The organism is Marinactinospora rubrisoli (assembly GCF_042664915.1).
Taxonomy (GTDB): domain Bacteria; phylum Actinomycetota; class Actinomycetes; order Streptosporangiales; family Streptosporangiaceae; genus Marinitenerispora; species Marinitenerispora rubrisoli.
This window is the reverse complement of the sequence record NZ_JBHTBH010000002.1, coordinates 35,483-57,863: the sequence shown is the minus strand read 5'-3', so window position 1 is coordinate 57,863 and position 22,381 is coordinate 35,483. Positions and strand designations below refer to the sequence as shown.

19 protein-coding genes are annotated in these 22,381 nt (G+C 75.2%); 8 read left to right on the top strand and 11 right to left on the bottom strand.

What is annotated here, in order from left to right; translation table 11 throughout:
• Positions 1-14 precede the first annotated feature (14 nt).
• From ACFQRF_RS04435 to ACFQRF_RS04420, 4 genes are all read left to right on the top strand, one after another.
• Positions 15-194, top strand: a complete 180-nt coding sequence (locus ACFQRF_RS04435) for a hypothetical protein (RefSeq protein WP_379869080.1) — start codon at positions 15-17, stop codon at positions 192-194.
• A 945-nt stretch (positions 195-1,139) separates the two neighbouring features.
• The gene (locus ACFQRF_RS04430; RefSeq protein WP_379869078.1) at positions 1,140-1,508 is read left to right on the top strand and encodes a hypothetical protein; all 369 of its coding nucleotides are present in this window, start codon (positions 1,140-1,142) and stop codon (positions 1,506-1,508) included.
• Positions 1,509-1,575: 67 nt separating this feature from the next.
• The gene (locus ACFQRF_RS04425; protein WP_379869076.1) at positions 1,576-2,838 is read left to right on the top strand and encodes a site-specific integrase; all 1,263 of its coding nucleotides are present in this window, start codon (positions 1,576-1,578) and stop codon (positions 2,836-2,838) included.
• A 730-nt stretch (positions 2,839-3,568) separates the two neighbouring features.
• Entirely contained in the window at positions 3,569-5,050 is a 1,482-nt protein-coding gene (locus tag ACFQRF_RS04420; protein WP_379869075.1) for a hypothetical protein, read from the top strand.
• 50 nt (positions 5,051-5,100) lie between these two features.
• On the opposite strand, the gene ACFQRF_RS04415 is transcribed toward ACFQRF_RS04420, so the two are convergent.
• Positions 5,101-5,625, bottom strand: a complete 525-nt coding sequence (locus tag ACFQRF_RS04415; RefSeq protein ID WP_379869073.1) for a hypothetical protein — start codon at positions 5,623-5,625, stop codon at positions 5,101-5,103.
• A 172-nt stretch (positions 5,626-5,797) separates the two neighbouring features.
• Between ACFQRF_RS04415 and ACFQRF_RS04410 the strand changes: the two genes are divergently transcribed.
• On the top strand, positions 5,798-6,223 hold the full coding sequence (locus ACFQRF_RS04410; RefSeq protein ID WP_379869072.1) for an ankyrin repeat domain-containing protein: 426 nt from the start codon (positions 5,798-5,800) through the stop codon (positions 6,221-6,223).
• Positions 6,224-6,266: 43 nt separating this feature from the next.
• On the opposite strand, the gene ACFQRF_RS04405 is transcribed toward ACFQRF_RS04410, so the two are convergent.
• The 3 genes from ACFQRF_RS04405 to ACFQRF_RS04395 form a co-directional block, all read right to left on the bottom strand.
• Positions 6,267-6,449 carry a DUF397 domain-containing protein gene (locus tag ACFQRF_RS04405; RefSeq protein ID WP_379869071.1) on the bottom strand — a complete coding sequence of 61 codons (183 nt, stop codon included), beginning with the start codon at positions 6,447-6,449 and terminating at the stop codon, positions 6,267-6,269.
• On the bottom strand, positions 6,449-7,309 hold the full coding sequence (locus ACFQRF_RS04400; RefSeq protein WP_379869070.1) for a helix-turn-helix domain-containing protein: 861 nt from the start codon (positions 7,307-7,309) through the stop codon (positions 6,449-6,451). The genes ACFQRF_RS04405 and ACFQRF_RS04400 overlap by 1 nt, the downstream gene beginning before the upstream one ends.
• Before the next feature lie 208 nt (positions 7,310-7,517).
• A complete protein-coding gene (locus tag ACFQRF_RS04395) occupies positions 7,518-8,354 on the bottom strand; it encodes a DUF4344 domain-containing metallopeptidase (protein ID WP_379869068.1) in 837 nt (278 codons plus the stop codon).
• A 175-nt stretch (positions 8,355-8,529) separates the two neighbouring features.
• Between ACFQRF_RS04395 and ACFQRF_RS04390 the strand changes: the two genes are divergently transcribed.
• From ACFQRF_RS04390 to ACFQRF_RS04380, 3 genes are all read left to right on the top strand, one after another.
• The gene (locus ACFQRF_RS04390) at positions 8,530-9,174 is read left to right on the top strand and encodes a response regulator (protein WP_379869066.1); all 645 of its coding nucleotides are present in this window, start codon (positions 8,530-8,532) and stop codon (positions 9,172-9,174) included.
• Positions 9,171-10,265 carry a sensor histidine kinase gene (locus ACFQRF_RS04385; RefSeq protein WP_379869065.1) on the top strand — a complete coding sequence of 365 codons (1,095 nt, stop codon included), beginning with the start codon at positions 9,171-9,173 and terminating at the stop codon, positions 10,263-10,265. The genes ACFQRF_RS04390 and ACFQRF_RS04385 overlap by 4 nt, the downstream gene beginning before the upstream one ends.
• A gap of 319 nt (positions 10,266-10,584) precedes the next feature.
• Positions 10,585-11,280, top strand: coding sequence for a class I SAM-dependent methyltransferase (locus tag ACFQRF_RS04380; protein WP_379869064.1), 696 nt, complete (start codon positions 10,585-10,587; stop codon positions 11,278-11,280).
• 28 nt (positions 11,281-11,308) lie between these two features.
• Here ACFQRF_RS04380 and ACFQRF_RS04375 read toward each other — a convergent pair whose 3' ends face one another.
• From ACFQRF_RS04375 to dpgA, 7 genes are all read right to left on the bottom strand, one after another.
• On the bottom strand, positions 11,309-14,104 hold the full coding sequence (locus tag ACFQRF_RS04375) for a helix-turn-helix transcriptional regulator (RefSeq protein ID WP_379869063.1): 2,796 nt from the start codon (positions 14,102-14,104) through the stop codon (positions 11,309-11,311).
• 436 nt (positions 14,105-14,540) lie between these two features.
• On the bottom strand, positions 14,541-15,362 hold the full coding sequence (gene dpgD / locus ACFQRF_RS04370) for an enoyl-CoA-hydratase DpgD (RefSeq protein WP_379869062.1): 822 nt from the start codon (positions 15,360-15,362) through the stop codon (positions 14,541-14,543).
• Between the two features lie 77 nt (positions 15,363-15,439).
• Positions 15,440-16,900, bottom strand: coding sequence for a benzaldehyde dehydrogenase (locus ACFQRF_RS04365; RefSeq protein WP_379869060.1), 1,461 nt, complete (start codon positions 16,898-16,900; stop codon positions 15,440-15,442).
• A gap of 505 nt (positions 16,901-17,405) precedes the next feature.
• The gene (locus ACFQRF_RS04360) at positions 17,406-19,085 is read right to left on the bottom strand and encodes a thiamine pyrophosphate-binding protein (protein ID WP_379869059.1); all 1,680 of its coding nucleotides are present in this window, start codon (positions 19,083-19,085) and stop codon (positions 17,406-17,408) included.
• Entirely contained in the window at positions 19,082-20,392 is a 1,311-nt protein-coding gene (gene dpgC / locus ACFQRF_RS04355; RefSeq protein WP_379869057.1) for a (3,5-dihydroxyphenyl)acetyl-CoA 1,2-dioxygenase DpgC, read from the bottom strand. The genes ACFQRF_RS04360 and dpgC overlap by 4 nt, the downstream gene beginning before the upstream one ends.
• A gap of 68 nt (positions 20,393-20,460) precedes the next feature.
• Entirely contained in the window at positions 20,461-21,159 is a 699-nt protein-coding gene (gene dpgB / locus ACFQRF_RS04350; protein ID WP_379869055.1) for an enoyl-CoA-hydratase DpgB, read from the bottom strand.
• Positions 21,160-21,203: 44 nt separating this feature from the next.
• The gene (gene dpgA / locus ACFQRF_RS04345) at positions 21,204-22,313 is read right to left on the bottom strand and encodes a 3,5-dihydroxyphenylacetyl-CoA synthase DpgA (RefSeq protein WP_379869054.1); all 1,110 of its coding nucleotides are present in this window, start codon (positions 22,311-22,313) and stop codon (positions 21,204-21,206) included.
• Positions 22,314-22,381: the final 68 nt, after the last annotated feature.

Below are 22,381 nucleotides of genomic sequence, written 5' to 3'. Positions count from 1 at the left end.
GTCGGCCCGTGGCCGTGCGCCGAACGAGGTACCGCTCAGCCGCCCGCGCGGGCCCCACGGTCGCCGGGCCGGCGGCGGGCCGGCCGTACGAGCGGTACGAACGCTGGGACGAGGACGGCACCTGGGCCGATCCGCTGGCAGCGATCCAGGTCAAGGACGACGCGATCGGCAACGTCGAGTGGACCCTCAGCTGATTCCTCGATCGCCCGCGCTCACCGGCATGCGGCCGGCGCGCGCGGAAAGAGCGGGAACTCGGCGGGACGAGGGCACGGAGCGACCATCGAGTCCGGCAGATCGGACAGGAGAGGCGGGATCGGCCGCGGGGCGCGCTGACGTCCAAGGCGCGCCCGGTGGCGGAGGGGCGCGGCCTGCCGATGGCGGGGCTCGTCACGGCGGGCAACGGCAACGATTCGGTCGTTGCCGAGCAGCGCATGGGACGGGTACGCGTTGCCCGCCCCGGCGGCGGGCGCCCGCGCCGCAGGACGGCGGCTCTGCTGGGCGGCAAGGGGTACGCGGCTCAGCCGATCCATGTCCACCTGCGGCGACGCCGCGGCACCGCGGTCATTGCTGAGCCTGCCGGCCAGCGCGCCGACCGCGTCCGTAAGGGAAGCCGGGACCCCGGCCGCCCCGGTTCGCGCTGAACCGTACCAGCGGCGGAATCCGATCGAGCGGAGCTTCGCTCGACTCAAGCACCTCGCGTAATCGCGACCCGTTTCGACGAGCCTGCCGGCCGTTACCGGTTCGGTGTGCCGTCGGCCAGCCGCGTGCGGACGGGCCGGGCACCGGCCGGGTGGACGCGTACTCGCAGGCCGTGGGCGATCAGCGGCGATGCCGGTCGGGACCGGCCAGGATCGTCCGGAGCCGCTCCCGAGGTCCACGGCCGGAGCCCGGTCCCGCCGACCCGCTCGCGGCCGGGCGGGTGGACCCGCCGTGTCGCCTCCGCTGCCACTCGCCCGGGCCGGTCTAGGGTGGTCCGGACAGCCCTCGAACCCTCGCCGTCACCGCCCGGAGAACGTGTGTCCCCGAAGAAGAAACGCGCCCGCAGACCCACCCGGCCGGCCCCCCGGCCCACGCGACCGGTCGGGCGGCCCGTGCAGCCCGAACGTCCGGCCCTCGGGGGCTCGGCGCGGCCGTCCACGGTGAGCCGGACTCCCGTCGTGCTCGACGAGCGCCGCCGGTGGCCGTTCGTCGTGTGGCCCGCGCTCACCTTCGCCTGGCTGGCCGGGACCGCGGTGTTCGCCGTGCTGTGGCTGGCCGAGGGGGTGCAGCTCCTAGCCATGACAGAGGTGACCGACGCCGCCCGGCGCTCCGCGGCCTGGTACCTGATCTGGATGCTGGTCTGCGCGCTGCTGATCCCGCTGGCGGGGGGCCTGGTGGCGCTGCGCACCCGGCGCCGGGTGGCGGCGGGATTCTTCGGTGTCCTGCTGCTGCTCTCGGTGGCCGGGCTCTGGCTGGTGGCGCCCCCCTCGGAGTACGCCGGGGCGATCGCCGGTGCCTTCTCCTCCTGAACCGGTGCTTCCCGGCCGCGACGCGCCCGGTGCCGTGGCCCGCGCGGATGCGCCATCATGGTCAACCGTGACGAGCGAGCAGCACGCGATCGAGGCCGTCGAAGCCCTGCCGGTGGAGGTCCGCACCCGGCTGGATCAGGGGACGGCCAGCGTCCTGGTGGACACCCGGGCGCTGGAGGCGGTCCGCCGCCGGTTCGATGACGAGCAGGCCGGCACGCTCGGCCGGTACCTGAGCGCCGCGCAGTCGGCCAACACCCTGCGCGCCTACCGCTCGGATTGGATCGCGTTCACCGCGTGGTGTCTCGCCGAAGGCCGCCGGTCGCTGCCCGCCGACCCGGTGGACGTCGCGGTCTACCTCGCCGCTGCCGCCGACGCGGTGCGCGAGGGCGAGCCGGGGCGCTGGGCACTGTCGCCGGCGACCCTCGAACGCAAGGCCGCCGCGATCGCCGCGGTGCACGGCGCCCACGGCCTGCCCTCGCCCACCCGCGCCGACGTGGTGCGGATGACGCTGCGCGGCATCCGGCGGACCCGGCGCGCCCAGCCCGACCGCAAGCGCCCGGTCCTGCTGCACACCCTGGAGGCGCTGCTGGCGGAACGACCGGCGCCCGGCCACCCCACCGGTGTCGCGCGGCGGCGGGACGCGCTCCTGCTGCTCACCGGGTTCGCCGGGGCGTTGCGGCGCGGTGAACTGGCCGGGCTGTCGTTCGACGACGTCGCCGTGGACACCGACCCCCGCACGGGCGAACCGCTGCTCGTCGTCCGCCTCGCCGCGACCAAGACCGACCAGGAGGCGCGCCACGAACAGCAGGTCGCGCTGCCGCGCGGCCGCCGCGCCGAGACCTGCCCGGTGTGCGCGTTCGCCGACTGGGCCGATCTCGTGGAGGCGCACCGCGACGGCGGCGCGGCCGGCGTGCGCGCGTTCCTCGCCGACGCCGACGCCGATGCTGACGCCGAACCCGCCGGCCCGGCGGGACCCGGCGCCGCACGTGCGCACCGCTGCCACCGTTACGCGGGCACCGGGCTGGCCGACGGCACCGGCCGGCCGCTGTTCCCGGCGGTGAGCCGGCACGGCGCGCTCTCCGCGCGGCCGATCTCCGGGCGCGGGGTGGCCGAACTGGTCAAGCGGTACGCCGAGCGCGCGGGTCTGGACCCGCGGGCGTTCAGCGGGCACTCGCTGCGCTCGGGGTTCGCGACGCAGGCGGCGCTGGGCGGGGCCAGCGACCGCGAGATCATGCGGCAGGGCCGCTGGACGAATCCGCGCACGGTGCACGGCTACATCCGGACCGCCAACCCGCTGGAGGACAACGCCGTGACGCGCCTCGGCATCTGACGCCCTCCGGAAGAGGCGCATGGACCGCAACGCCGGGTGAGTCTCACGAAGCGCGTCGACGTGCCGGCCGGGGTGTGGGTTTCGTTACCGGTTCGGCGGTTGCGCACCCGTTGACCGGCCACTACCGCCCCCTCCGGGTGAGACCCGACACGGTCCCGCCGAAGGCGGCACGGTGCGGAAGGCCGCCGGTCCGCGGTCGCCGCCCGGCCGGCGTTCGCCGATGGGGTCGTGCGTCTCGATCGGGAGCGGGCGGTGTTCGAGGTGATGCCGTCCGGACGGGAGCGCCGGACGGTTGCCCCGGATCGGGCCGGAACGCCTGTAGGCGTGGCGGAGTGCGCCGAGGGCGGGTGTGCGACGACCGGCCGTGACCACATGCTCACCGCACAGCGCGTCCGTCATCGGCGAAGACGTCCTTCCCGGAGACCGGGGCCGTCCGGTCTGCTCACCGACGCGGGACCGATCCGCACGGCTGGGAACGCCGCACTGCCGCGATTTCGCCACGTCACTCCTACGCCCCGGCGCGGGAGCGGCTCGGCCGCCGTCGCGCCACCGGTTCCGGCCCTCCGCGGTGCGGGCGCCGGTGCGCCGCGTCCCCGCGCCGCCCCCCGCGCCGCCGCCCCCGGCGCCGGGCGGCGCACGCGTGAACCGGTCGTTTCGCCGCCCCGAATCCGGCCTGTCCGTCGGGTACGGGGGTGGCCATTCACTACCCGACATATGGCAGTATGCGTGGGTGATCGATGCGTTTCGTGCTGCCTTCCAAGAGCTGATCGACTCGGCTCTCGCTACCGATCCCCAGCGGTTCGGCGCGGCCGTCGGCGAAGTGTACGGGCTGGCCCGGCAGGTCCCCGCCGATGAGCGGGAGATCGCGGTCGAGGCCCTCGCTCCGATCTTCTCCGGCCACCACACCGTCCCCGGCATCGCCGCCGATCTCATGGTGGTGGCCGGGGCGCTCGTCGAGCTGGGTACGCCGCCCGGCGCCACCGGCGTGGAGATCCTGCGGCGGCTGCGCGAGACCGGCGCGGCGGCGGGCGTCTTCCTGCACGCTTGGGACCAGACCGGCGGCGGCGCGCCGCCCGAGCCCGAGGAGGTGACGGCCGCCGACGAGGAACGGGTGGCCCAGATCCTCGGCGAGTCGGCCCCGGCCGCCACCATGTGCTGGTGGACGGCCCGCCGGCACGGCCTGGCCGCCAAGACCATGCTCAGTGAATCCGCCGTCCGCTCGGCGGTGTGCTCGGACGTGACCCTGCATTCCGAACTCCTGCCCATCGCCCGGCGGCTCGCGCAGTACCTGCCCGAGTACCGCGAGATCGACGCGCTGCTGCGCATGGGGGAGGCGACCTCGGCGGTGGTGCTGGACCGCGCGTCCGGCCGCGGCTTCCGGGTTCGCTTCGACGGCATCGGCGACAACTTCCAGCTGCACACGCTGCTCGCGGACGCGCTGATCGGCCCGGAGGGGCGCGGCCTGGCCGGTGAGCGTCCCGATCCGCTGTGGGTGTCCGCGTTCCGGGACGGCGAGCCGGTGCGCGAGGCCGATCCCGTGCGCGGGTCGTGGAACCTCGTCGCCGCGGACGGCTCCTGGATCTGGAACGAGGGCGTGCCCGCGGACATCCCGGTCGTCGAGGGGGAGCGGGTGATCGTGCTGGACGAGCAGCCCTACGTGCGCACCTGGAACGCCGGGCGGATGCACCCGCACGTCGTCGGCTCCCTGGACGTGCTGGACGAGCTCACCGCGGAGGAGGCCCGTACGTGGTGGGCGCGGGTCGCGCCGTCCCACTCTCCCCACAACGCGTTCGGCGGCGGTCCGGCCCCGAACGCCGACGCCGGGCAGGAGGACGCCACGCCGGGACCGGAGGCGGCGCCGAGCCCGGCCGCCGGGCCGGTGGAGGTGCCGTTCGCCGACGCGGAACCGGCCGGTGACCCGCTCGCCCCGCCCCCGGCCGACTCCCGTCCGGCCGACCTTCCGCCCCCGCCCACGGAGGAGCCGGCCTGGCGCCCGGCGCCCGTCGGCACCGCCACCGAACGGTTCCCGGCGATCGCCGATGATCCAGTCCGTGGCTCGGGAGAGCCGCGGCCGGGGCGCACCGGGGCGCCGGACGCCACGTCCGGCGAGGACGAGGACGACTCCGGTGTTCCGCCGGGTGCCCGGCTGCTGCCGCCGCTGCCTCCGGGGGTGTCCGACAGCAGCGGCTGGGCCCCGCCCTGGCGCCGCTAGCCGGGACGGGCTCCCGGGGCCAGCGGCTCACCCGCCCGATGCGGTCCGGGTCAGACCGCCGTCCGGCGCTCCGGCCGACGCCGGGGAAGGGGCGGCCGGTCGTCCTCCTCGTCCTGGAGGGCGTTGAGGTAGTCGCCGTCCGCATCGTCGGCGGCGTGCGCGCCGCGCGGCCGGTAGCTCTGCCAGCGCGACGGCACGAACATCGGCACGACCAGGGCGAGGGCGAGCGGGAGGAACAGGCCGAGGGAGAGCAGGCTGAGCGCGCCCTCGACGCCGGGAACCAGGGGAACGCGGTCGGCGAGTTCCGGGCGGAGCAGGTGCGTGGTGGTGAGGCCGATCAGCGCCATACCGGCGACCGCGGGCACCAGCGGGGAGAGCCGGGGTGCGGCGACCACGACCGACAGCAGCAGTGCCAGGACGCCCAGGGCGGCGAGCCCGGTCAGCCCGCCGGTGGACAGCAGGCCGCCGCCCACCTCGGCGTTGGCGCTGACGCGGCGGAAGGCCCACCCGATTCCCAGCAGGCAGAGCGGCGTGAGAACGACGAGACCGATCACGAAGCCGACGACATGTCGCACGGGGGTGCTCCTCTCAGATCGAGCAAGCACCATACCGAGAAACTCCCAAATATGGGCATCGTTCGCATCTCTGGCGGGTGGTCGCGCGGCGGCCGGGGCAACGGGACGCCGGGTCACGCGGGGATAACGGCGTCGTGTCGTGACTACGGTCACAGTTCGGCGGCTGCCTAGGGTGGGGCGTGTGAGCAATGCAGAGGAGTCCGCGGACCCGGCGAACGATCCGGAGATCATCGAACTGGCGACGAAGCTGTTCGACCTGGCCCGCCGCGGCGACACCGAGACGCTGGACGCCTACGTCGCGGCGGGAGTGCCGCCCGACCTGACCAACGACCGCGGCGACACGCTGGTGATGCTCACCGCCTACCACGGCCATGCCGGCACGGTGGCGCGGTTGTGCGAACGCGGCGCCGACGTCGACCGGCTCAACGACCGCGGGCAATCGCCGCTGGCCGGAGCGGTCTTCAAGGGCGAGGACGAGGTGGTCCGCGTGCTCGCCGCGCACGGAGCCGATCCGCACGCCGGGCGGCCCTCGGCGGTCGAGGCCGCGCGCATGTTCGCCAAGGAGCACTACCTGGGGCTGTTCGGCGTCGCGGAGTGAGCGGCGGTCGCCGGGCCGGGCCGGCGACCGCCCCGGCCGCACGTCAGAGGGCGCCGAGCCGCACGACCGCCAGGAACGCGCCCCACTCGGCCATGGGGAAGGAGAGGCACCCCTGGCCCGGATGGCGGGAGTCCCGGACCAGGAGGTCGCCGGACCCACCGGCGACCTCCACGCACTCCGCGGAGTGGCCGCTGTGCGAACTCTTGCGGAAGGCCGGGGTGCTCATCACGCGTCCTCTAAGGACTCGATCACGCCACGGATGAACTCCGCCGACTGCGCCGTGCTGATGGCGGACCCCTGAACATCACCGAAGACCATGGAATACCGGTCGATCTCCGCGCGGTCCTCCACGAAGATCCCGTCGGTCACGGTCTCGACGTAGATGATGGGGAGGTCCTGGGGCTCGGGGAATTCCAGAATCGTGAACGGCGCCCCCAGCGCGGAGTGGGACCCGCTGGAGAACGGCAGCACCTGCACGTTGATGTTCGGCATCTGCGCGATGTGCAGCACGTGCTCCAACTGCTCGCGCATGATCTTCGGGCCGCCGATCATCCGCCGCAGTGCTCCCTCATCGAGCACTGCGAGCAACTGGACCGGACGGAACTTGTACAGGATCTCCCGCCGGGCCATGCGCGCCTCGACCTTGCGGTTGATCTCCTCCTGGGTGGTGTATCGCCGGCCCGCCAGCAGCGCGGCCGTGTAGTCGGGGGTCTGGAACAGGCCCGGGATCATCTGCGCCTCGAACGTGCGGATGGTCGACGCCTCCGCCTCGAAGTCCGGCAGCGCCTTGGAGCCGAAGATGTCCTTGTACTTGGACCACCAGCCCCGTTCCCGCGCGTCCCGAGCCAGGGCCTGCATCGCCTCCCGGGTCTCCGGGTCGTCGATCTTGTACAGGTCCATGAGTTTGTCGAGGTCGGCGGCGCTGATGCGCTTGGTCTCCGTCGTCTCCATTTTGCTGACCTTGGGGGCGCTCCACCCAAGTTCCTTGGCGACCTGGGTCACCGTCAGCCTGGCGCTCTCGCGGGAACGACGGAGTTCGGCCGCCAGCCGGCGAAGCCGAAGTGAAGGGCTGTGGGGGTCTCGCATGCAGGAAGTGTAGCGAGATGAATTCGGCGAAATTCGTAAGGTTGACGCGAAATACGAATATTACGAATGGGATTCGGTGGGTGTCGAGATCAACTCGACACCCACCGACGCCCTTCATGCCATGGGACGGTCCGGAAGGACGGTTCCCGGTGCCCGTTCCGCGGCGCGCGGCCGGCGTCCGGGGCCGGCCGGCCGCGCGCCCCGCGCGTCAGGCCGCGCGGTGCTCATCCAGCAGGTTGTCCAGCCCGGCCTGCAGCTTGTGCCACGTGTCACCGCACATCTGCGCACGGTCCTCGGTGAGCCACGTGCCGTCGACGAGGTCGGAGTTGCGGTCCGGCGCCGCCCCGTAGAGGTAGCAGCGGTAGTTCCCGGACCGCTGGCCGTTCGGCGAGTGCTCGTCGGAGGGATGCACGATGTTGCCGCCCGGAGCCTCGGCGCGCCGCTCGTAGTCGGCGAGGGCGCCGCGCAGCCGGGGCTCCATGTCGGTGCCGATGAGCATGTAGGCGGCGAACTGGTCGGCGACGTCCTCCTCGCGTCCGGTGATCGGCAGCGCGAGCTTGTCGATGAGCGCGTGGCCGGCCTCGTGGAAGACCGTCTCGGTCAGCAGGCCGAGCACCTTGCCGTCGACGTCCTCGGCCCCCTGGGAGGTGAAGCCGTCGCGCGCGTCCCGGACGTACTCGTAGCAGATGGTGATCCCGGACTGGGCGGGATCGTAGTAGGCGTCCGGTGCGCCGCAGGACGTTCCCGTGATGGTGATGGGGGCGGGCAGGAGGAAGTCGGAGTTGATCCGGTCGGCGAGGTCCTCCATCGTCCGGCTCTCGCGCAGGAAGGCGGCGTCGGCGTCCTGCCCCTTGCCGGGGGAGTCGTAGCCGACGGTCAGGGAGGCGGCTGCGGGGAACGCGGCCACGCGGTCGTGGCTGACCGGCGCGGTCTGCTGGGGGAGGGAGCAGCCGCCCGCGGCCAGCAGTGCGCACAGCAGCGCGGGCACCGCGAGGCGGGCCCGGCGCGACTTGGGCATCGCTTGGCGGATCCGAAACCGATTCATGGGTGTGATGCTGCACGCCCTTGGCCGTGGCGGCTACCCGCCGATGGGCGGCGATCGCCCGCCGATCGGCCGGCGGGCCCTCCTCCGCGGGGAGGAGGACACGGGTGGGCCGGGCCGCCGCCCCGGCGGACCGCATATTGGGTAAAACCGCAGGTAAGGAGGTATAAAGGGGTTGATGCCCCGATTGTTGATCGTTGATGACGAAGCGCTGGTGCGGCGCGGGCTGAGCATGGTGCTCGGCACCGCGGCCGACATCGACGTCGTGGGCGCCTGCGACGGCCCCTCGGCGGTGCGCGCCGTCGAGGAGCAGCGGCCCGACGTGGTCCTGCTCGACGTCCGCATGCCCGAGGTCGACGGCCTGACCCTGCTGCGCCGGATCCGCGCCCGGCCGCGGCCGCCCGCGGTGGCGATGCTGACGACCTTCGACACCGACGAGTACATCACCACCGCCCTGCGCGAGGGCGCGGCCGGCTACCTGCTCAAGGACACCGAGCCCGAACAACTGATCCACGCGGTGCGGCTGCTGGCATGCGGCGTCACCGCCCTGTCGGCCGCCGTCACCCGCAGCGTGGTGCGCCAGCGGTCCCGCCCGCGCGGCGCCGAACGCGTGCGGACTCTCACCACGCGGGAGAAGGACGTCCTGCGGCTGCTCGCCCTCGGGCTGTCCAACGCCGAGATCGCCGCCCGGCTGCACCTGGCCAGCGGCACGGTCAAGGAGCACATCAGCGTGCTGCTCGGCAAGCTCGGGGTCGGCAACCGCGTGCAGGCCGCGGTGCTCGCCCACGAGTGCGGACTCGCCGCGGCGGCGGCCGAGCCGTGAGGACCCCCGGCTGGGCGGCGATCGGCCTGCCCGCCGCGCTGGCCGCGGTCGAGGGCCTCATCGTCACCGACCCCGGGAACCCGACGGCCCGCGCGCTGGCGCTGCTCGCCGCCGCCGGCCTGCTGCTGCGCCGCCACCGGCCGGAGGCGGCCCTGCTGCTCGCGCTGCCCGGGCAGTGGACCGGATTCCTGTGGCTGGCGCCGATGTTCGCCGTCTACAGCCTGGCCGAGCGGTACCGGCGGCCGTGGCCGGCCGTCCTGGGGGCCGTCGTCATCGCCCTCGTGGACGTCCGGTCCTTCCTCGACGGAACCCACCCCCCGGCCCTGGACACCCGCACGCTGCTCGGCGTCGGTTACGCGACGCTGACCGGGCTCGCGCCCACCGTCATCGGGATGCTGGTGCGCACCCGGCGCGAACTCGCCGCGCGCATCACCGACCTGGAGGCCACCCAGCGCCATGAGCGCCAGCTCATCGAAGAGCGCGCACTGGCCACCGAACGGGCGCGGCTGGCCCGCGAGATGCACGACGTCGTCGCCCACCAGGTCAGCCTGATGAGCGTCCAGGCGTCCGCCCTCCAGGCCGCGCACCCCGATCCCGCGGTGCGCGAGGCCGCCCGGGAGCTGCGCCGGCTGAGCGTCACCACGCTCACCGAACTCCGGCACATGGTCAGCGTCCTGCGCGCGGCCGGCGCCCGCGGCACCGAGCTCACCCCGCAGCCCACGCTGGACGAACTGCGCGGCCTGCTCGACTCCAGCGGGATGCCCGTCACGGCCACCATCGACCTGCCGCCCGGCCGCCGCTGGCCCGAGCCCGTCGAACGGGCGGCCTACCGCATCGTGCAGGAGTCCCTGACCAACATCCGCAAGCACGCCCCGGGCGCCACCGTCGACGTCGGTCTCCGTTACGAGGACGCCGCGCTCGTCATCGACATCGCCAACGGCCCGGCGGCGGCACCCCCGCTCCGGCTTCCCGGCGGCGGCCACGGCCTGCTGGGGCTGCGGGAACGCGCGCACCATCTCGGCGGCACGCTGCGCGCCGCGCCGGTGGACGGCGGCGGCTTCCGGGTCGAGGCCCGGCTGCCCGCCGCCTGAGCGGCCCGGGCGCCGAGCACAGGGGCCGGAACGGCGCTGGTAGGGGCGTCCTAGGGGTTGGCCCGCCGCCCGCGCCGTCGTTAACGTGCTGGGCGGCGTGCGGTCCGTGTCCGGCTGATACCTGAGAGCCAGCGCCCGGACCGTACCGGCAGGTGATGCCCGGCCCGACGGACCCCGCCTAGCGTGGTCCCGCGGCCGGGCCGACCCCGAAAGCCGGTCCGCCGCACCCCGTCCACGAGCGGCCGCCGTCAGCCCCGGGCGAGCCGCGCGGCGGAACGACCACGCCGGCCCCCCAGCCGTCATGGAAGGCGGAGCATCCGTGCGCGACCTCACCGAGGACTACATCGTCGGCCTCTACCTGGAGTACGCGGACGCGCTGCGGGCGGTGCGCGCGAGGCAGCGGGAGCTGCACCGCAACAGCCGTGACCTGCGCGCGCGGCTCGACGACATCGAGGCCGAGGTCACCTACCTGCTGCTGCGCGCCGGCCGGCCCCGGTGCGTGGTGGAGGCCGGGTGCCTGCACGGCTGGTCCACCACGTGGATCCTGCAGGCCCTGCGGGACAACGGCCACGGCCGGCTCGTGAGCATCGGCCCGGCCGACGGCGCCGTCCGCCGGGTGCCGCCCGAACTGGCCGCGACCGGCTGGGAGTTCCGGCACGGCGACATCCGGCGGCTGGCCGACCGGTGCCCGGCCGACCTCGACCACCTCTTCATCGACGCCGCGCACACCGCGTCCTTCGCCCGCTGGTACCTGGACAGCCTGCTGCCCCGGATGCCCGCGCCCGCGCTGGTCAGCGTGCACGATGTCTTCCACCGCCGCCGCCCGCTGCCGTTCAGCGAGGGCGCCGAGGTGCTCAAGTGGCTCTCCCGCACCGGGACCCGGTACTTCACCGCCGCCCCGGCGCGCGCGCCGCGCACCTTCGACCGGCTGACCGCGCTGCGGCGCCGCCTCGACCTGGGCGAGCCGATACGCGCGTCGGCCGCCAACCCGATGGTCTACTTCCGGCTGGGCTGAGCGCCCTTCGGGCCGGCGGTGGCGGCCCTCACCCCTGCACTGAGCAGAACGACAAGGCGGTGGGCAGATTGGCCCGCTGCTGGACGTTGAGCTTGCGGTACACCCGGGTGAGGTGCTGCTCCACCGTGCTCACCGTGATATAGAGCCGGCCGGCGATCTCCCGGTTGGTGTGGCCCTGCGCGGCGAGGGCGGCGACCCGGCGCTCGGCGTCGCTGAGCGCGGAGATGCCCGGCGCGCGTTCCGGGGAGCCGGCGGCGACCGCCACCGGTTCGGTGTGCTCCTGCAGGGTGGAGAGCCCCGCCAGCAGCGGCTCGGCCCGGCACTCCTTGGCGAGGTGCCACGCGCGCCGCACCACCATCCGGGCCCGCCCGGCGTCGCCCAGGGAACGGTGCGCGTGGCCGAGGTCGACCAGCGCGCGGGCCAGCTCCAGCCGGTCGCCGCGCTCCTGGAGCAGGTGCACCGCCTCCTTGAGCAGGGCGGGCCGCTGCCGGGGCTCCCGGGTGGCGGCCAGCAGCCGCAGCGACGCGCCGTGGCCACGGGTGCGCGCGCCGCCGAGCAGTGCCAGCTGCTCCTCCACGAGCTCGCGGGCCTCGGCGCGCCGGTTCAGCCTCAGCAGCACCTCGGCGATGCCGGTCCGCCAGGGCGCCAGCGCGGGCACATCGACTCCCCACTGGGCCATGAGCTCGCCGCAGGTGCGGAAGTCGGCGAGCGCGGAGTGCAGCCGGTCGGTGGCCAGCAGGTGGCGGCCGCGCGCGTAGAGGAAGCGCGGGGCGTGCACGGTCTGCGACATGGCCTCGGGCACGGCGTGGTCGAGAAGGGCCTCGGCCTCGTCGCGGGCGCCCATGGCGCTGCTGGCCAGCAGCAGGGTGGCCAGCGGTGCGCCGACGCGCACCCCCCACGCCTCCGGCCGTTTGGTCCGCAGCGCCTCGGCGGCGGCCCGGCGCGCCGCCGGCAGGTCGCCGCGCAGCAGCGCGATGTCGGCCTGGACGCCGAGGAGGACGGCCCGCATGGCGTCGCCGCCGCTGCCGGTCCCGCGTTCGCCGCACTCGCGCAGCAGCGCGGCGCACCACGGGGCGGCGAGGTCGGGACGGTCCCGGAGGAGCAGCACCGTGAGCGCGGCGTCGATCGCCTCCGGCGGAGTGCCGTCCAGCCGGCACCGTTCCAGGATCTCGGTCGCCTCGTCGGTGGCCCGCTCGCCGCCCCCGCCGGCCAGCACGTCGCCGAGCAGCCGGCCGGCCCGCGGCCACGGGTCGTCGCAGGCGGCGGGCGTGGGCCCGTCCGCGGCGGCCGCCGGCAGCGGCGCGGGAAGCTCGTCGGCCAGAGCCGGGTAGGTGACGCGCAGCCAGGTCCGGAAGGCGTGCAGTTCGGCGCGGGCGTCGGCGTCGAGGGCCGATGTGGCGCCGGCCAGCACGGCGAGCGCCTTGCGGGCGTCCTCCACCCGGCCGTAGCTGAGCAGGTACTTGGTCCCGGCCAGCGCCGTGCCGAACGGCGCGTGGCCCTCGTGCAGCGCACGGGTCAGCCACGAGAGGTACCGGCCGGCGGCCTGGGGATCGTCCCACCACTCCAGGCGGGCGAACATCATCGTGATCGCGGCGCCCTGCTGCTCGGGGAACGACCAGTAGGCCAGCTCCAGGTACTGCACGGCCTCGTCCACGCGGTCGGCGGCGAGAGCACGGTCGGCCGCCTCGCGCAGGACCGCCATCGCCCACGTGCCGTCGGCCCGGCCGGCGGCGAGCAGCAGGCCGGCCACCTCCGCGGCGTCGGCGCCGTCGCGGTGCAGCAGTTCGGCGGCGCGCAGCCGGGTCCCGGCGCGTTCCTCGGCGGGGATGCTGTCCAGGACGGCGGAGCGGGCGCGGGGGTGCCGGAACCCGTCGGCGTCCAGGACGCCCGTCACGCGCAGGATCCGCAGGCAGCGCGCCGTGGCGGCGGTGTCGGTGCCGAGCAACCGCGCGATGAGCTTGGGGGCGGGCGGCGGCCCGAGGACGGCGAGCGTGCGCGCCACGGCCAGGACGTCCGGCCCGGCGCTGTGCAGGCAGGCCAGGACCGCCTCGCCGAACGCCTCGCCGCCGTGGGGCCGGCCGTCACCGCCCGGGTGGGCGAGGGCGTCCTCGATCAGGCCGCGGGCGAGCAGCGGATTGCCGCCGCTCAGCCGGGCGATCTCGGCGGCGAAGCCGTCGGTGGCGGGCAGTCCCGGGTGCTGGGCGGCCAGTGCGGCCACGCCGGCGGGGGAGAGCGGGGACAGCCGGACCCGCCGGGAGTTCGGCTGCCGCCGGAGTTCGGACGCGAACGCCGCGTCCGTCGGCCGGGCCCCGGCCGACTCGGTGACGACGACGAGCACGCCCGCCGAGCGGACCCGCCGGACGAGGAAGGACAGGCACCGCAGCGAGAGCGGGTCGGCGAACTGGACGTCGTCCACGGCGATCACCAGCGGAGCGGACGTCCGGGCGAGGTCGAGGAGAACCCGGCAGGCGTCGTCGATCACGCGCGCGTGGCCGGACGTGGTGACGCCGGGTCCGGCGGGCTCCGGGGCCCGGGTGGGGCCGGCCGCCGGAAGCGGGGATTCCAGGGGTTCTCCCTCGGCCGGGGCGGCGTGCAGCAATTGATCGATCACGCCGAAGGGGATCGGCTGCTCCTCGCGTGAGCCGGTGGCGCTGAGGACGAGTGCCCCCGATTCGGTGGCCACGTCGGTGAAGGCGTACAGCAGGGCGCTCTTGCCGCTGGCGGTGGGGCCGCTGACCACCGCGATCGCGCCTCGTCCCCGTGCGGCCTCGCTGAACGCCTCCCGTAGCGCTCCCAGTTCGTGATCGCGCTCGACCAGCCCCATCTACTGCCCCCACGTGCGTTATTCCGTCGTATGGATATCGGTGGTGTGCCCGGGTGGATTTGTGCGGTGTACGGAGGACGGCGGAAAAACCGGATTAGTGGAATGTGAGTTTTCTGGTGCTTATGTGGGTCAGATTATGAAATCCGAACTATGACCGGCAACCATGCAGAATTTCCGGTATATATGAAAAATGTAGTTCGTTCCCTCGGGTTCTCTGGCGGGTCCGGCGCACGGTGTGGCGAGGTGGTTGACCAGCGGTGGTGGCCGCTCGGCGGGTACGCCCCCTGGGCGCCGGTCGCCCCTGGCCGTCCGTCCGGATGTGGCGGACATCACGTCCGGGGAGTCGGGCGCCACCACGCACACGCGCCGGCGGCGAGCGGTTCCGCACCGCTCGCCGCCGGCGCGCCGTCCGGTCCGGCGCTCTCCCGCCCGCCTCTCAGGCCCCGCGCCAGCGCGGCGGCCGCTTCTCCACGAACGCCCGCGGCCCCTCCACCGCGTCGTGGCTGTGCATGCGCGCCCGCTCCCACCGGTACGAACCGGCGAACGCCTCCTCAAGGGAGAGGTGCGCGGAGGCGAGCGCCGCCTCCTTGACCGCGCGCACGGCGAGCGGAGCGCAGGCCAGGAGGTCCGCCACCCAGCCGGCCACGCAGGCGTCCAGCTCCGCCGCCGGCACCACGTCGTTCACCAGGCCGAGCGCCAGTGCGCGCGCCGCGGGGATGCGCCGCCCCGTCATCGCGTAGCCGAGCGCGGTACGCAACGGCAGCTGCCGGGTCAGCCGGAACACCCCGCCCGCCCCGGCCACCAGCCCCAGACGCGCCTCCGGCAGCGCGAACTCCGCCTCCTCCACCGCGACGATGATGTCGCAGGCCAGCGCGAGCTCGAACCCGCCGCCCAGGGCGTAACCGTTCACCCGCGCCACCAGCGGCTTGGCGAGGCCGAAGCGCTCGGTGAGCCGGGGCCATCCCGGCCGGCCCGCGCTGCCGAAGGAGGAGGGCGCCGCGGCGCCCTCCTCGGTCCGCCGTACCAGCTCCTTCAGGTCCTGGCCCACCGAGAACGCGCGGTCCCCGGCGCCGGTGAGCACACCGACCCAGACGTCGTCGTCGCGCTCGAAGTCGTCCCAGATCTCGGCGAGTTCCGCGTGCGTCGCCAGGTCCATGGCGTTCAGCACGTGCGGCCGGTCCAGCGTCACGTAGGCGACGCGGTCCTTCTTCTCGTACCGCACGCGCGGACGTTCACCGTCCGGCAGCCGGTTCGGCACGGTCGTCTCCTTCCTGCGCCGGCGCCTCCCGCGCACCCCCGCACGGGCGGCCCGGCGGTCGATCCGCGGTGCCCGGTCTAGAACGGAAGCGCCTCGGCCCGCGGCCGGGAGGTCAGCCACCGCCACTGGGTGAACGCCTCCCAGCTCTGCTCCGCGCCGTAGCGGGTGCCGTTGCCGGAGGCGCCCATGCCACCGAACGGCACGAACGCGTCGTCACCGATCGTCTGGTCGTTCACGTGCGCGATCCCGGTGCGCAGCCGCTCGGCCACCGCCGCGCCACGCCGCTCGCAGCCGGTCTGCACGGCGGCGACCAGGCCGTACTCGGTCCGGTTCGCGACCTCCACGGCCTCGTCCTCGTCGGCGACCACGGTCACCGGGGCCACCGGGCCGAAGATCTCCTCGCTGAACGCCGGCATCTCCGGCGTCACGCCGGCGAGCACGGTCGGCCGCAGGAACCGCCCCTCGCCGGTGCCGCCCGCGCACACCCGGGCGCCCGCCGCCATGCTCTCGGCGACGATCCGGCGCACCCGGTCCGCCTGCGCGTCGTTGATCAGCGGACCCAGGTCCACCTTGTCCCGCCACGGGTCGCCCACCGTCAGCGCCGCGGCCCGCCGCGCGAGGCGGCCGAGGTACTCGTCGGCCACCGCCTCCAGCACGATGTGCCGGCCGGCCGCCATGCACACCTGCCCCTGGTGGAAGAACGACCCCCACGCGCCCGCCGAACTCGCTGCATCGAGGTCCGCGTCATCGAGCACGATCAGGGCGTTGTTGCCCCCGAGTTCCAGGGAGGCGCGCTTGAGCAGCCGCCCCGCGGTGGCGCCGACCAGGCGCCCGACCGCGGTGGAACCCGTGAACGCGACCATCGCGACGTCCGGATCGGCGGTCAGGGCCGCGCCCGGCTCGGCGTCGCCGGGCAGCACGTGCAGCACGCCGTCCGGCAGTCCCGCCTCCTCGAACAACCGCGCCACCACGTGGCCGCCCGCGACCGGGGTGTTGGGGTCGGGCTTCAGCAGCACCGCGTTGCCGAGCGCCAGCGCGGGCGCCACCGCGCGCATCGCCAGCAGCAGCGGGAAATTCCACGGGCTGATCACTCCGACCACGCCCAGCGGGACCCGCCGGGCGAGGCTGGTACGGCCGGGCGGGGTCGGCAGCAGCGTCCCCGGTGCCCTGGTGGCCAGGTCGGCGGCCACCCGCAGTTCGTCCCGCACCGACCGGATCTCGGCGTCGGCCTTGGCCGGGACGGCCCCGCCCTCGCGGACCAGCCACTCGGCGACCTCGGCCGCGTGCTCGCCGAGCCGGTGGGACGCCCGGCGCAGCACGGCGGCGCGCTCGGTGGCGGCCAGCCCCGCCCAGGCGGGCTGCGCGCGCCGTGCCGCGTCCGCGGCGCGCCGGACATCGGAGGCGTCCGCGGCCCGCACCGTCGCGAGCACCCGCCCGGTGGCGGGTTCCACCGACGCCATGGCGCCGCCCGAGGGCGTCCGCCGGCCGTCGCCGAAGGCCGCCCCCTCGGCGGCGGGCACCAGGAGCCCGGGCGTCACCGGATCCCTCCGCGCGCGTCCCGGCCTTCCGGCCGGGAATGGGACGGTACGCGGCGGCGGAGGCGGTGTTTCGCCGCGCACCTGCTCGGGGGCACGGCGTTGGCCACGCCGCGGGAACCAGGCGCGCACGACGTGCTGAGAGAGAACCGAACCGGCACAGCGACCTCCGATCTTCGGGTGGACCGGGCTGGTGCGACCCGGCTGGTGCTGAGGGGGACCCGGCCCTCCGCTGGACCGGCAGGCGGTCCGGGCCGGGGACCCCCTTCGTTGACGAGGAGCGGGGGGCGGCGTTCCTCTGATGGTGCGTTGTCGTGTCCGGCGGCCTTCGCGGGCGCGGCGTCGGCGCGCGATCCGCTACCGGGCGGCGGCCCGCGCCGGTCCCGGTATCGCGGCGGCCGGGTCGGCGGCCGTTGCCGCCCGGAGCGTCGGGTGTCTGGAGACCGGGGGAGGAGCCGGTGGCGCCGTGCGGGCGTACGCACGTCGTCCCGGTCCCGGGCCGGCAATATCACGGGGGATCCTCCCCGGAGAGCCGGCGGTCCGAACCGTGCCCGGTCACCGGCACGTCCACGAGCAGCGGCCCATCCGACGCCAGCCCCGCGGCCACCGCCGCGGCCAGCCGGCCGGCGTCGGTGACGCGCACCGACGCGATCCCGAAGAACTCCGCCGCCCGGCGGAAGTCCAGGTGCGGCGGGGAGAGGTCCAGGCCGACGTAGCGGCCGGTCCGGCGGGACGCGCCGTCCCGGCGGTCCAGCGTCTCCTTGAGCGTGCGGTACTCGCCGTTGGCGAGCACCACGAAGGTCACCGGCACCCGGTAGCGGGCGGCGGACCACAGCCCCTGCAGGCCGAACAGCGTGCAGCCGTCGCCCAGCACCGCCACCACCGGGCGGCGCAGATCGCCCAGGCGGGTGCCGACCGCCATCCCGATCCCCGACCCCAGCCCGCCGCCCACCGTGTGCACGTAGGACTTCGGGCGGTCCTGACGCAGCACCCGGCGCAGCAGCACCCCGCCGGTGATCGCCTCCTCCACCACTACGGCGTCCGCCGGGAGCGCCGACGCCACCGTGTGCACGGCCGCCAGCGGGTCCAGCGGCGCCGAGGCGCGCGCGGAGACGGCCGCGCGCACCTCGGCGGCCAGCCGGGCCCGGCGGCGCTCCGCCCGCTCACCGGCGGCGGCCGTCCGCTCCGCCGCGGCCGGCACCCGGCCGGCCAGCCGCCCGGCGAGCGCGGCCAGCGTGGGCCGCAGGCCGCCGACCAGCCCGGCGGCCACCGGGAAGTTGCGGCCGACCTCGTCGGGATCGGAGTCGATCTGCACCACCCGCGCCGACTCCGGGATCGGGTCGGCCGGTGTGTAGTGGTGCGCCATGAAGGCGTGCGTGCCCACGACGAGGACGACGTCGTGCCCGTCCAGCGCGCGGCGGATCTCGGCGTCGACCGGCTCCAGCGCCCCCGCGAACAGCGGGTGCGAGCCCGGGAAGTTGATGCCGTCGTTCATCGGCTGGTGGTAGACGACCGCGCCCAGCGCCTCGGCCACCGCGGTCAGCTCGGCCACCGCGCCCTCCCGGCCCACGCCGTCCCCGGCCACCACGACGGGGGCGCGGGCGGCGGCCAGCAGACCGGCCGCCTCGGCGAGCCCGGTGGCCGGGCCGGGGGCGGGCGGCGCGGAGCGGGCCGGCAGCGCCACGTCGGCGTCCTCGGCCAGCAGGTCCATGGGGACGGAGAGGAAGACCGGCCCGGCCGGGGGCCGCACCGCGAGCGCGAACGCGCGGCGCAGCAGCACCGGCAGGTCGTGGGCGTGCTGTACGTCGAACGCGGCCTTCACCGCGGGGCGGGCGATGCCGACCAGGTCGCCGGAGAGCATCGGGTCGCGGACGAGGTGCCGCCGGTCCTGCTGCCCGGCCGTCACCACCAGCGGCGTGCGCGAGCGCCGGGCGTTGAGCAGGCCCACCAGGCCGTTGGCCAGCCCGGCCGCGACGTGCAGGCTGACGAAGGCCGGGCGGCCGGTGGCGCGGGCGTAGCCGTCGGCCATGGCGACGACGGAGCCCTCCTGCACGCCGAGCACGTACTCGATGTCCGGGGCGTCGGCGAGCGCGTCCGTGAACGGCAGTTCCGTGGTGCCCGGGTTGCCGAACACCCGGTCCACCCGCTCGTCCCGCAGCACCCGCAGCAGGGCCTCGATCGGTCTCATCCGGCCGTCACCGCCCCGGCGCGCGGGCGCTCCGGCCGGGCCCAGGACCGCTCCACCTTGTCCAGCACGTCGTCGGCGTACAGCCGGATGGCCTGCTCCAGCGCGAACTCCGCCATGTAGCGGCGGAAGGCGTCGGCCGGCTCGTCGGCGAGGTTGAGCATGCGCCGGTTGGGCGCGACGGCGGGGCCGGACAGCCGCGCCGCGGCGGCCTCGACGGCGGCGTCCATGTCCCGCGGGTCCACGACCTCATCGCAGATCAGCCGGCCCTCCGGCGCCGCCGCCCGGATCTTGGCGCCCGACAGGATCACCCGGCGGGCCAGCCGGCCGCCGGCCAGCCGCCCCAGCCGCAGGTTCCCGGCGCCGGGCACGATGCCCTCCTGCGCGGCGGGCAGGCTGAAGTAGGCGTCGGCCGCGGCGATCACGTGGTCGAACACCAGCAGCAGCTGCATGCCGCCGCCGATGGCGAAGGTGTCCACCGCGGCGATCCACGGCTTGCCGGCCGGGTGGTGCCACCCCTCGGCGCCGCCGGGGACCGCCGGCCCGTGCCACAGCTTGCTGATGTAACCCAGTTCACGGCCGAGCAGGAAGTCCACGAACGAGATCCGGCCCGCGTGCAGCTCGGACAGGTTGATCCCGGCGCTGAACACCCGCCGGCCGGCGTAGCGGGGGTGCGTCATCACCGCGCCGCGCAGCACGCCCACCCGTACCTCCTCGTCGAGCAGCGCGAGGTCGACGGCCGTCTCCATGGCGGCGGTGAGCGCGTCGTCCTCGGCGTTGAGGCAGTGCTCGTTGTGGATGGTCAGGTGCGCCGCGCCCGAGCGCCGTTCGATCCGGACCGGACCGAGGTCCAGCCGTCCCGTCGCGCGGAACTCCGGAAGCAGGGCGACGGCGCGGTCCGTGGGCAGCCGCATGGCCTCCAGCAGGTGCTCTCCGCACTCCGGGGAGCGCAGCACCGCCTGGAAGAAGATGCCCTGGTCGATCTCGCGCCCCTCCTTGGCGGCCTGGGGCCGTCGGCGCTCCTCGGCGAGTTGCTCGCGGGTGGGCACCAGGCCGGGGAACTCCGTGGCCGCGGCGTGGACGAGGTCGGCGATCCGCCGCGGACGGGTCAGGTTCGCGGTCAGCCGGCGGTAGACCGTCTCGGCGTGCAGGCGCAGGAATCCGGCGCGGGCCGTACGGCAGGCGTCGTGCACCAGCGCGGCGGCGCGGTGCTGGGCGGGGTCGCGGGCGGGCCGGGCGGGCAGTGCGGCCAGCCGCTCCTCGCCCGCCTCGACGCGGGCGCCCAGCGCCGCGGCGTCCTCGGGCGGCACCACGCACCCCCCGGGCGGGCTCGGGACCGCGCCGTCCGGTGTCCCCGCGGCGCGGGCGCCTTCGGCCGTCACGGCGCCGTCGCGGGCAGGCCGGCCCGTGCGCGCTCGCGGCGCAGCTCCCGGTCGCAGGAGGCGAGGTGGGCGCCGAGCGCCTCCTCGAAACCGGTCGTCGCCGCGTCGAGCAGCAGCCGCCGGCGGATGGCCAGCTCCGGGCCCGCCACCCCCTCCAGTGACCGCGTCACGGCCGCCACCCGCTCCGCGACGTCGTCGGCGACCTCGTCCACGAGGCCGGCCGCGTGCGCCTCGGCCGCGCCCAGCCGGTCGCCGAACAGCACGAGCCCGCGGGCCCGGCCGCCCAGGCGGCCGGCCAGGCGGTGCACCACCATGCCCGGCCACGCGCCGCCCGCGCCGAGCGGCAGGCCGAACGTGGCCTCCGGCGTCGCGACGCGGTGGTCGGCGACCAGCAGCGCCTCCAGCGCCGGGCCGGTGCAGAACCCGTCCGCCACCGCGACCGTCGCGGCGCCGAGCCGTTCCACCCGGCGCAGCGCGCGCTCCCACTTGCCCACCAGGTGGATCTCCACATCCCCGGGCCACTCCGGGACGTCGGCGCCGGCCGGCGTGCCCGCGGCGTACAGCACCACGGGGCCGCCGGAGTCCTCCGCTCGGGCGCAGCAGTCCTCGACCTCCGCGACCAGCGACGCGCTCAGCGGCCGGTCGGCGCCGATCCGCACGCCCACCCGCCCGGCCACGCCGGGCATCGTGTCCATCGATGGCATCGTCCTCGCGTCCTCCGCTTTCCTGTCTCGGCCGGTCACCAGCGCAGCAGCGCGGTCTCGATGGTGGATCCCGGGCCCATGGTCATGAAGATCCCGTGGTCGCCGGGGGACACGGTCCCCTCCTCACGCAGCCGCTGGAAGGAGAACAGGAACGAGCCGCTGGAGAGGTTGCCGTAGTCGCGCAGCACGCTGGTGGTGTGCCGCAGGTCGTGCCGGGTCAGGCCGAGGTTGACCATCACCGAGTCGATGACCTTCTTGCCGCCGGAGTGCACCAGCCAGTGCGCGATGTCGCTGCGCCGCAGGCCGGTGCCGGCCAGCAGTTCGCCGACGACCGCCTCGGCGTTGGCGCCCACGACGTAGGGGATGTCCCGGTCGAGGAAGAAGCTGAACTTACCGGCGGCGTCGTCCCAGTCGTAGCGCATGGCCTCGATGGCGTCGGGGATGATGCGGCTCGCCGAGCGCAGCACCTGTGGCCCGCCGCCCTTATCGTGCGGGCCGCCGCTGACCACGGCCACGGCGGCGGCGCCGTCGCCGAACAGGCTGTTGACGACCGAGGTGCGCATGGTGCCGTCGAAGACGTAGGCGGCCGAGCACGCCTCGACGCACAGCATCACGGCGAGCTCGCCCGGGTGGGATCGCGCCCACCCGGTGACCGCCGCCAGGCCGTTCAGCCCGGCGTTGCACCCCATGCCGACGACGTCCAGCCGGGCGCAGTTGCGCGCCAGCCCCAGTTCGCGGATCAGCAGGGCGCTGAACCCCGGGGTCAGGAAGCCGGTCGAGGACACGCAGCACAGGTAGCGCACCTCGCCGGGGTCGGCGTCCAGGTCCTTCAGGCAGGCCTGCAGGGCCCGCGACCCCATGTCCAGCCCCTGCTCGCGGTGCTTGGCCAGGAGCTCGCCCTGGGTCTCGGTGCGGCGCGCCCCGCCGGGCCCCTCCGGGGGCAGGGTCAGGTGCCGCCGGTCGATCGCGCTGTTGCGGAAGACCGACCGGACGCGCGGGTCCTCGATCCGGTAGATGTCGAGGAGTTCCTCCTGCGTGTACGACAGCGCCGGAACGGCCGTTCCCGCTCCGACGATTCTCGGGGGTGTCTCCCGCTCCGCGGCGGCGCGGGACGATTCCGGTGCCGCGGCATTCCGCTGCGTCACGGGGTCCGGCGCCATTCGCGTCGTCGGGGATATTCGGTCGGTCGGATCTGCATAGCCGGAATTGGGTG

Bases quoted from the DNA above. Each gene is read 5' to 3' on its own strand.
- ACFQRF_RS04400 (WP_379869070.1), bottom strand. From the start codon at position 7,309: ATGCGAGACCCCCACAGCCCTTCACTTCGGCTTCGCCGGCTGGCGGCC.
- ACFQRF_RS04390 (WP_379869066.1), top strand. From the start codon at position 8,530: ATGCCCCGATTGTTGATCGTTGATGACGAAGCGCTGGTGCGGCGCGGG.
- ACFQRF_RS04375 (WP_379869063.1), bottom strand. From the start codon at position 14,104: ATGGGGCTGGTCGAGCGCGATCACGAACTGGGAGCGCTACGGGAGGCG.
- ACFQRF_RS04395 (WP_379869068.1), bottom strand. From the start codon at position 8,354: ATGAATCGGTTTCGGATCCGCCAAGCGATGCCCAAGTCGCGCCGGGCC.
- dpgB (WP_379869055.1), bottom strand. From the start codon at position 21,159: ATGGACACGATGCCCGGCGTGGCCGGGCGGGTGGGCGTGCGGATCGGC.
- ACFQRF_RS04360 (WP_379869059.1), bottom strand. From the start codon at position 19,085: ATGAGACCGATCGAGGCCCTGCTGCGGGTGCTGCGGGACGAGCGGGTG.
- ACFQRF_RS04405 (WP_379869071.1), bottom strand. From the start codon at position 6,449: ATGAGCACCCCGGCCTTCCGCAAGAGTTCGCACAGCGGCCACTCCGCG.